Here is a 7,238-nt window from a genome sequence, read left to right as displayed (position 1 = left end):
GCGGCTTTGTCGCTGGCCTTTTGTTTTGGCCTGGCGGCAGGCTTTTCCGCCGCCGCGGTTTTGCTCGCGGCTTTTTCTGCCTTGGCCTTGTTGTTTTCTTCAGTCATGCACTCACTCCGTTACAGCCGTCTCACGCCATTGCCTGATGGCTTCTACCATCCCCTGGTCACTGGTCTGCGTTGCAATAATAACAGTGTCTGTGAATCCTCGTTCGCGCGCAAGCGAGACCAGGCGCTCGCTCATGACCACAAGCGGCAAGTACGTGATCTCCCGGTCGGCATCGGCCGCCATGGCCAGCAGGTTCTCGAGGGCCTCGCCACTGGTGACCGTCAGGATGTCGATGCCGGCATCCAGCAGGCGGCCCAGTTCAGTGCCTGCATCCCGGGGTCGAACCCGGCGGTAGAGGTCTGCATAATCGACTTGCGCGCCGCGTCCGCGCAGGCCCTCGGCCAGCCGCTCGCGGCCATTCACGCCGCGCAATATCAGGAACCGCTGGCCCGTCCTGTCAGCCTCACCCAGTTCCGTGAGTAAGGACTCACTGTTACCCGCACCGCCTGCTACCAGCTGAACCGGAATACCCGCCGCTTCCAGGGCCGTGGCCGTGGCCTGGCCGATTGCGGCCACCTTCAGGCTTGCTGGCAGCGGCAACGGCAGACAGGTTTGGGCGTGCTCAACGGCATTGCGGCTGATGAAGATGAGCCAGTCATAGTCGACTGCTGCCCGGCAGCGTTGCCGGGCTACCGGGTCATCAACGGCCTCGATGACCAGCGCCGGCAAGTGAAGCGCCGTTCCACCTGCCTGCTCGATGCGTTCGCAAAGGCCCGCGGCCTGGGTCACCGGGCGGGTGACAAGGACACGGCATCCCTGCAAGTCGTCAGCTCCCGGCATTTACTTGTCCGCGTACAGGGCCTCGAGGATCTCGTCAGCCCCGCGGGCGAGCAACTCTTCGCCCAACGCCTTACCCATCTCGGCTGCCTCATGCGGCGGCCCAAAGATGGCACCACGCAAAATCTCGCTGCCGTCGGTACGGCCGACCAGTCCGCTGAGGTGAAGATGCTGGCCATCGAGGACTGCAAAACCGGCAATCGGTACCTGGCAGCCGCCTTCAAGCCGATGATTCAGGGCGCGCTCGGCTGTGACGCAGATATGGGTATCCGGATCATCGAGGACGGCAATCAGTTCATTGATGCGTGTGTCGTCCACCCGACATTCGATACCGAGCGCGCCCTGGCCAATGGCGGGCAGGCTGATCTCCGGTGGCAGTTCGGCACGAATACGGTCTTCCAGGCCGACGCGTTTCAGGCCGGAGGCCGCCAGGATAATCGCGTCATAGTCACCGGCATCGAGCTTGGCCAGACGGGTATGGATGTTCCCGCGCAGGCTGAGCACCTCCAGGTCAGGGCGGCGCTCGCGCAGTTGGCACTCGCGGCGCAGGCTTGACGTCCCCAGCCGCGCACCCTGCGGCAACTCATCCAGGCTGGCATAGTCGTTGGAGCAGAATGCATCGCGCGGGTCATGTCGCTCCATGATCACGGGCAAGTGCAGGCCGTCCGGCAACTCCACCGGCACATCTTTCATCGAATGCACCGCGAGATCCGCATCACCATCAAAAATGGCGCGCTCCAGTTCCTTCACAAACAGACCCTTACCGCCGATCTTGGCCAGCGGCGTGTCGAGGATCTTGTCGCCCTCGGTTGTGAAGGTCACCAGCTCCACCTCCAGGCCCGGATGCGCTGCCTTCAGGCGTTCCGCCACGTGTTCGGCCTGCCAAAGCGCCAGGAGACTCTTGCGCGTGGCAATACGTATATGATTATCTGACATTTTTTGAACCTTGGAGCCCGTCTGGGCTCTAATTTTAAGTAAGCCGCTTCACCACGGACGTGATGATGAACGCGGTAAGGGATAAAATTCTGGCTATTTTACGGCATCTGGGCCCCGAGGGGCTATAATTCGACCGCAATGAGACACAATATGTTGAAAAAAAGCTTTTCCCGCCTGCTACTCGCCGCCTTTGGCCTGTTCATGCTCACGGGCCTGCAGGCGAACGAGGTAAGCATCCCGGTGCTGAATGACCTGCAAGCCGATGGCCAGGCCTCGCAGCAGAAACAGGTGCCGATCGTGGTGCTGTTCTCTGCCACGCACTGCGGTTATTGCACTATCATCAAGGATGATTTTCTCAAACCGATGCTGATCAGCGGCGACTACACCGACAAGGCCGTGATCCGTGTCATCGAGATCGATAGCTATGCCGAGGTGCGGGACGAAAACGGTCGGTCGGTGTCTGCCGGGGCCTTTGCCGACCGTTATGATATCTCCCTGACCCCGACCGTGGCGTTTTTGGATGCCGAGGGTAATGAACTCGCGCCGCGCATGGTGGGCGTAACCACGGTTGAATATTATGGTGGCTATCTCGATGCGGCTATTGATACCTCGCGCCAGCAACTGCATGCCAGGCAACAACTCGCCGCGAATCCCTGAATCCGGCTCCTAGCCCCTTGCCTTGAGCAGCTTGCGCACGGCCGCGACATGCCGGCGACTGACGTCAAGCTTATCGTCGACACTATTCAACCTCACCCGTACCCGGCCGAGGCTGTCTTTCTCCAGGCCGCTGATGCATTCGAGTGCCACCAGCGCATTGCGATGCACGCGCACAAACTGTTCACTGAATTCTTCCTCCAGGGTCTTTAACGACTCCTCAATCAGCGCCGTGCCGTTCGTCTCACCCTGCACATAGCGCAGCTCGACATACTTTTGCCCCGCACGCAGGTAACAGATCTCGTTAACCGGAATGAGCCGCAGGTCGCCGCGCATGCGCACGCCGATGTGGCTGCGGGCCTTGTCTTGCCGGCTTTCCTGCAGTGCCTGCAGTTGCCCCTTGTGCAGGGAGCTGGCCGTTGCCAGGCTCTGCTGCAGGCGTTCGGCCTTGACCGGCTTCAGCAGATAGCCCACGGCATTGGCTTCAAACGCGGCCAGCGCATGCTCATCATACGCCGTGGTAAAGATAATCGCCGGTGGCGGCGAGAAGGCATTCAAGTGCCGCGAGGCTTCGATGCCATCCATGCCCGGCATGCGGATATCGAGCAGGACGACATCGGGGTGCAGGTGCCTGGCCTGGTCAATAGCCTGCTGCCCGGTTGCGGCTTCACCCACGACCTCGATGCTGGCATCGAGATCGGCGAGCAGGCTGCGCAGGCGTTCGCGGGCGAGGGCCTCATCATCGACGATCAGCAGCTTCATACCCCGGCCCCGTCTGTCGCCAGTGGCAGGCTGATGCGCACCCGGTAGCGATCCGCGCTGACCTCGGTATGCATGCTGGCCTGCCCGGCGTAGATCGCCGCCAGCCGTTCCCGGATATTCGTCTGCGCTATCTGGTTGCCGCTGGTGTCGAGCTTGCTGTTGGCACAGGGGTTGTCGATCTCAATCACCCAGCTGGCGGCGCCGCCGCGATAAATCCGGATCGTCACCTCACCACCCTCGGCGAGCGGCTCGATGCCGTGGTTGACGGCATTTTCCAGCAGCGGCTGGATCAGCAGGCCGGGCAGGCGTCCGGCCATGAGTGCCTCATCCACCTGCCAGTTACAGCGCAGCCGTTCAGCCAGGCGCAGTTGCTCAATATGTAAATAGCTGCGGCAGATCTCGAGTTCATCTGCCAGGCTGACCAGCTGGCGGGCGTCGGCGAGACTGGCCCGAAAGACCTGTGCCAGGTCCTCAATGGCCGTCTCGGCCACAGCCGGATCGCGGCGCGTGAGGCTGGCGATGACATTCATACTATTGAACAGGAAATGCGGCCGGATACGGGCCTGCAGGGCCTCAATCCGCGACGTCGTTTCTGCCAGCAGGCTCTGCTGCGAGCAATAGTGAATGTAGAAGTAGCGCAGGCTGATGGCGCTGATAATCGCGCTGATGGCGAGATTGCGGAGCAGGAAGTCGGCATGCCCCCAGCCAGGCTGCGCCGAACTGACAATGACATTACCGACAAACTGGTAGGCAAGTTCACTGATAAGCAGGCATATCAATAACAACAGGGCATAACTGGCATAACCGGCCCGGGTATTGTCGAGGCGGCGCAACAGCGGCCGTAACAGGCACAGCGCGAGGACGCTGGTCAGCGCGACCCACTGCACGAAGAGCGAGATCAGGCCGAGGTCCTGCCAGCGCTGGCCCGGCGCGCTGCCGGCGAGCATGAGCACAAAGGCGAGCAGTTGCGCAATCATGACGACCACGAACAGCATCTGGATGCTGCAAAAATCGGGCAGGAACAGGCCATCGCCGGGGTGTTCTCGCTTGCTCGGGGTGCTGAGGCGTATCATAGGCGTATTATTGTGTTGTTCGGATCCTGTTTTTATAAGAGTTTAGCAGCCTTTGTCCTCGCCGACAGTCCACGCCGCCACTGAAATCGTCTATACTGCGCGCATCTCCAGCCCTTATCTATTGAAGTGACCATGAGCGAACAGGACAAAAAACTCTGGGGCGGCCGGTTTACGGCGGCGACCAATGAATTCGTTGAAACCTTCACGGCCTCGGTCGATTTTGACCAGCGGCTCTATCGTCATGACATCAACGGTTCCGTCGCCCATGCCACCATGCTCGCCAGGGTCGGCGTGCTCACCGAGGCCGAGTGCAAGACCATTACCAACGGCCTCAACGACATTCTCGCCGATATCGAGCGCGGCGACTTTGCCTGGTCGGTGGCCCTCGAGGACGTGCACATGAACATCGAGGCACGCCTCACCGAGCGGGTCGGCGATGTCGGCAAGAAGCTGCATACCGGCCGTTCGCGCAACGACCAGGTGGCGACCGATATCCGTCTCTACCTGCGTAACGAAATCGATGTACTCTGCGAAGGCCTGCTGGCCATGCAGCAGGCACTGCTGACGCTGGCCGAGCGCGAGGCCGGGACGATCATGCCCGGCTTCACCCACCTGCAAACCGCCCAGCCGGTCACCTTCGGGCATCACATGATGGCCTGGTTCGAGATGATCGAACGCGATCGGCAACGCTTTATCGATGCCCGCAAGCGCACCAACATCATGCCGCTCGGTGCGGCCGCGCTGGCCGGCACGAGCTATCCAATCGACCGGGCCTATACGGCCGAACTGCTGGGCTTTGACGGCATCGCCGAGAATTCGCTCGATGCCGTCAGCGACCGTGATTTCGCCATCGAGTTTAACGCCGCGGCGGCCATCTTAATGATGCACCTGTCACGCTTCTCCGAAGAGCTGGTGTTGTGGTCGTCGGCGCAGTTTAACTTCATTGAACTCGGCGACAGTTTCTGCACCGGCTCGTCGATCATGCCGCAAAAGAAAAACCCCGACGTGCCCGAACTCGTGCGCGGCAAGTCCGGTCGTGTCTATGGCAACCTGACCGCGCTGCTGACCCTGATGAAGTCGCAACCGCTGGCCTACAACAAGGACAACCAGGAAGACAAGGAACCCCTGTTTGATACCGTGGACACCTTGCTCGCCTCGGTGCATGTCTATACCGAGATGCTCGCCGATATCCAGATAAACAAGGAGGTCATGTACGCAGCCGCCGGCCGCGGTTTTTCGACCGCAACGGACCTGGCCGATTACCTCGTGCGCAAGGGGCTAGCCTTCCGTGATGCCCATGAAGTAGTCGGCCTGTCGGTGCGTTTCTGTATCGACAACAACAAGGATCTGCCGGCGTGCAGCCTCGCCGAACTGCAACAGTTCAGCAAGGTCATCGAAGAGGATGTCTATGAGGTGCTGACCCTGGAGGGCTCTGTCTCGGCGCGGAACCACCCTGGCGGTACCGCGCCTGAACAGGTGCGCGCGGCCATCAGCCGGGCCCGCGATCGCCTCAACACATGAGCGACAACAGCCTCAATGATCTGAGCCGGCGGCTTGCCGATTTCGCGCGCGCCCGCGACTGGGAACAGTTCCACTCGCCGAAGAACCTTTCCATGGCCCTGATCGCCGAGGCGGCCGAGCTGGTTGAGCACTTTCAATGGCTCAGTGAGGAACAAAGCTATCAACTGGATGACGGCAAGCGCGAAGAGGTCGCCCTGGAACTCGCGGATATCCTGATCTATACCCTGCGCTGTGCCGAACGCCTGGACATCGATGTCCTTGATGCCGCCCGGCGCAAGGTAGAGATTAATGAACGGCGCTTCCCGGTCGAGAAGGTGCGCGGTCTCGCCCGCCGCGCCGCTGAATACGAACCGGACTAGTCAGGCAGCGACGACCCGCTTTTCCTGATCATGACGTGCAGTAGCCAGGGCAAAGCCGACCCGCTCGAGCAACATATTCATATCGTTGCCACGCTGCCACTGGCTGACGCCACCATAAGCCGCCGGCCGGCTTTCCATGCCTTCGGTGAGGGGCATCTTTTCCAGTTGGGCGAAGATTTTCTGTGCCAGGCACTCGGCGGCCTCGATATCGGTTTCCGGCAACACTATCAGGAAACTGTTATCGGCAAAACGGCCGATAATATCCGCCCAGCGCAGCTGCTCACGCAGGCAACGACTGGCCGCAAGAATATAGTGACTGGTCTGCTCACCGAGCGGCATCGTGAATTCGAGCATCATGACCGATAAGTGATTTTCGTAGCGGCGACTCCGCGAGACCAGGATCTCCAAATCACGTAACAGGCCACGCTGGTTCAGGGTACCCGTCAGGTCGTCGCTCAGGCTTAGCCGTTCCACACGCGCCTCGAGCATGCGCTGCTCGGTCTTGTCGAGATAAAATGCGGCGTAAACGCTGTCGCCCATGGGCGAAGTCAGCGTCTCATAACGGCATTCGAGACAACTGACCGCGTACCGGCCGGTCACCGGCAGGTCCAGTCTTTCCGGGTGGTCAAACAGCGTTTCGAGTCGGTGATAAGCCGCGGTTTCACGGTCGAGGTTTTTCAGCTCTTCGGCGGAAAGACCCGTGAAGTCGCTCATGCGGGCATTCGCCCAGCAAATCCGGTTATTCTCATCAAATAACAAGACCCCGACCGAGGTGGCCTTGAGCAGTGCCGTCATCCAGTGAAAATCGAGTGTATCCGTCATGTTAATTCATCCTCTCCCCAGAGTTATTGCCTGATTAGACAAGCTACCGAATGTTATCGGCCATGCTTGCGAAACCTTTAGTAAGCCTTCCTTCTGCTGTTGCAAGCATCTTTACATCAACAACTTACCGGCCTTTTTTCGGCAAAATGACAAATTAGTGACTCTTGCCTGCCGCGGCGGTGTCTCCAGTTTTCACGCGCGCTGCCGATAGCCTGATAGCTGCCGT

Annotated in this window: 8 protein-coding genes; 3 read left to right on the top strand and 5 right to left on the bottom strand. The window is 60.2% G+C overall.

The annotated features are described in order from the left end of the window. Positions 1-111: 111 nt before the first annotated feature. Positions 112-888 (bottom strand): uroporphyrinogen-III synthase, encoded by a 777-nt coding sequence (locus RQ738_RS07715; RefSeq protein WP_314163769.1) that lies wholly within the window; start codon positions 886-888, stop codon positions 112-114. Beyond that, positions 889-1,821, bottom strand: a complete 933-nt coding sequence (hemC, locus tag RQ738_RS07710) for a hydroxymethylbilane synthase (protein ID WP_314163768.1) — start codon at positions 1,819-1,821, stop codon at positions 889-891. Positions 1,822-1,971: 150 nt separating this feature from the next. Between hemC and RQ738_RS07705 the strand changes: the two genes are divergently transcribed. After that, positions 1,972-2,478: a thioredoxin family protein gene (locus RQ738_RS07705; protein WP_314163767.1), complete on the top strand. Its 507-nt coding sequence runs from the start codon at positions 1,972-1,974 to the stop codon at positions 2,476-2,478. Between the two features lie 9 nt (positions 2,479-2,487). Here the strand turns inward: RQ738_RS07705 and RQ738_RS07700 are convergent, their stop codons facing one another. Continuing rightward, positions 2,488-3,237, bottom strand: a complete 750-nt coding sequence (locus tag RQ738_RS07700; protein ID WP_314163766.1) for a LytTR family DNA-binding domain-containing protein — start codon at positions 3,235-3,237, stop codon at positions 2,488-2,490. Next, on the bottom strand, positions 3,234-4,310 hold the full coding sequence (locus RQ738_RS07695; protein ID WP_314163764.1) for a sensor histidine kinase: 1,077 nt from the start codon (positions 4,308-4,310) through the stop codon (positions 3,234-3,236). Before RQ738_RS07695 ends, RQ738_RS07700 begins: the two co-directional genes overlap by 4 nt. Positions 4,311-4,442: 132 nt before the next feature. Between RQ738_RS07695 and argH the strand changes: the two genes are divergently transcribed. Both argH and RQ738_RS07685 read left to right on the top strand, forming a co-directional pair. Next, positions 4,443-5,831 (top strand): argininosuccinate lyase, encoded by a 1,389-nt coding sequence (gene argH / locus RQ738_RS07690; RefSeq protein ID WP_314163762.1) that lies wholly within the window; start codon positions 4,443-4,445, stop codon positions 5,829-5,831. Then, complete coding sequence (locus tag RQ738_RS07685; RefSeq protein WP_314163761.1) at positions 5,828-6,190, top strand: nucleotide pyrophosphohydrolase; 363 nt, start codon at positions 5,828-5,830, stop codon at positions 6,188-6,190. The genes argH and RQ738_RS07685 overlap by 4 nt, the downstream gene beginning before the upstream one ends. Here the strand turns inward: RQ738_RS07685 and RQ738_RS07680 are convergent, their stop codons facing one another. Further along, positions 6,191-7,012, bottom strand: a complete 822-nt coding sequence (locus RQ738_RS07680) for a sensor domain-containing diguanylate cyclase (RefSeq protein WP_314163759.1) — start codon at positions 7,010-7,012, stop codon at positions 6,191-6,193. Between the last annotated feature and the right edge of the window lie 226 nt (positions 7,013-7,238).

The sequence above is a fragment of the Sulfuriflexus sp. genome, from assembly GCF_032250955.1.
Taxonomy (GTDB): Bacteria; Pseudomonadota; Gammaproteobacteria; order AKS1; family AKS1; genus Sulfuriflexus.
This window is presented reverse-complemented; position numbering and strand designations above follow the sequence as displayed.

What these genes read in the sequence shown, in the direction of transcription:
- RQ738_RS07680 (WP_314163759.1), bottom strand. Translation starts at nt 7,012, where the DNA reads ATGACGGATACACTCGATTTTCACTGGATGACGGCACTGCTCAAGGCC.
- hemC (WP_314163768.1), bottom strand. Translation starts at nt 1,821, where the DNA reads ATGTCAGATAATCATATACGTATTGCCACGCGCAAGAGTCTCCTGGCG.
- RQ738_RS07695 (WP_314163764.1), bottom strand. Translation starts at nt 4,310, where the DNA reads ATGATACGCCTCAGCACCCCGAGCAAGCGAGAACACCCCGGCGATGGC.
- argH (WP_314163762.1), top strand. Translation starts at nt 4,443, where the DNA reads ATGAGCGAACAGGACAAAAAACTCTGGGGCGGCCGGTTTACGGCGGCG.
- RQ738_RS07705 (WP_314163767.1), top strand. Translation starts at nt 1,972, where the DNA reads ATGTTGAAAAAAAGCTTTTCCCGCCTGCTACTCGCCGCCTTTGGCCTG.
- RQ738_RS07685 (WP_314163761.1), top strand. Translation starts at nt 5,828, where the DNA reads ATGAGCGACAACAGCCTCAATGATCTGAGCCGGCGGCTTGCCGATTTC.
- RQ738_RS07700 (WP_314163766.1), bottom strand. Translation starts at nt 3,237, where the DNA reads ATGAAGCTGCTGATCGTCGATGATGAGGCCCTCGCCCGCGAACGCCTG.
- RQ738_RS07715 (WP_314163769.1), bottom strand. Translation starts at nt 888, where the DNA reads ATGCCGGGAGCTGACGACTTGCAGGGATGCCGTGTCCTTGTCACCCGC.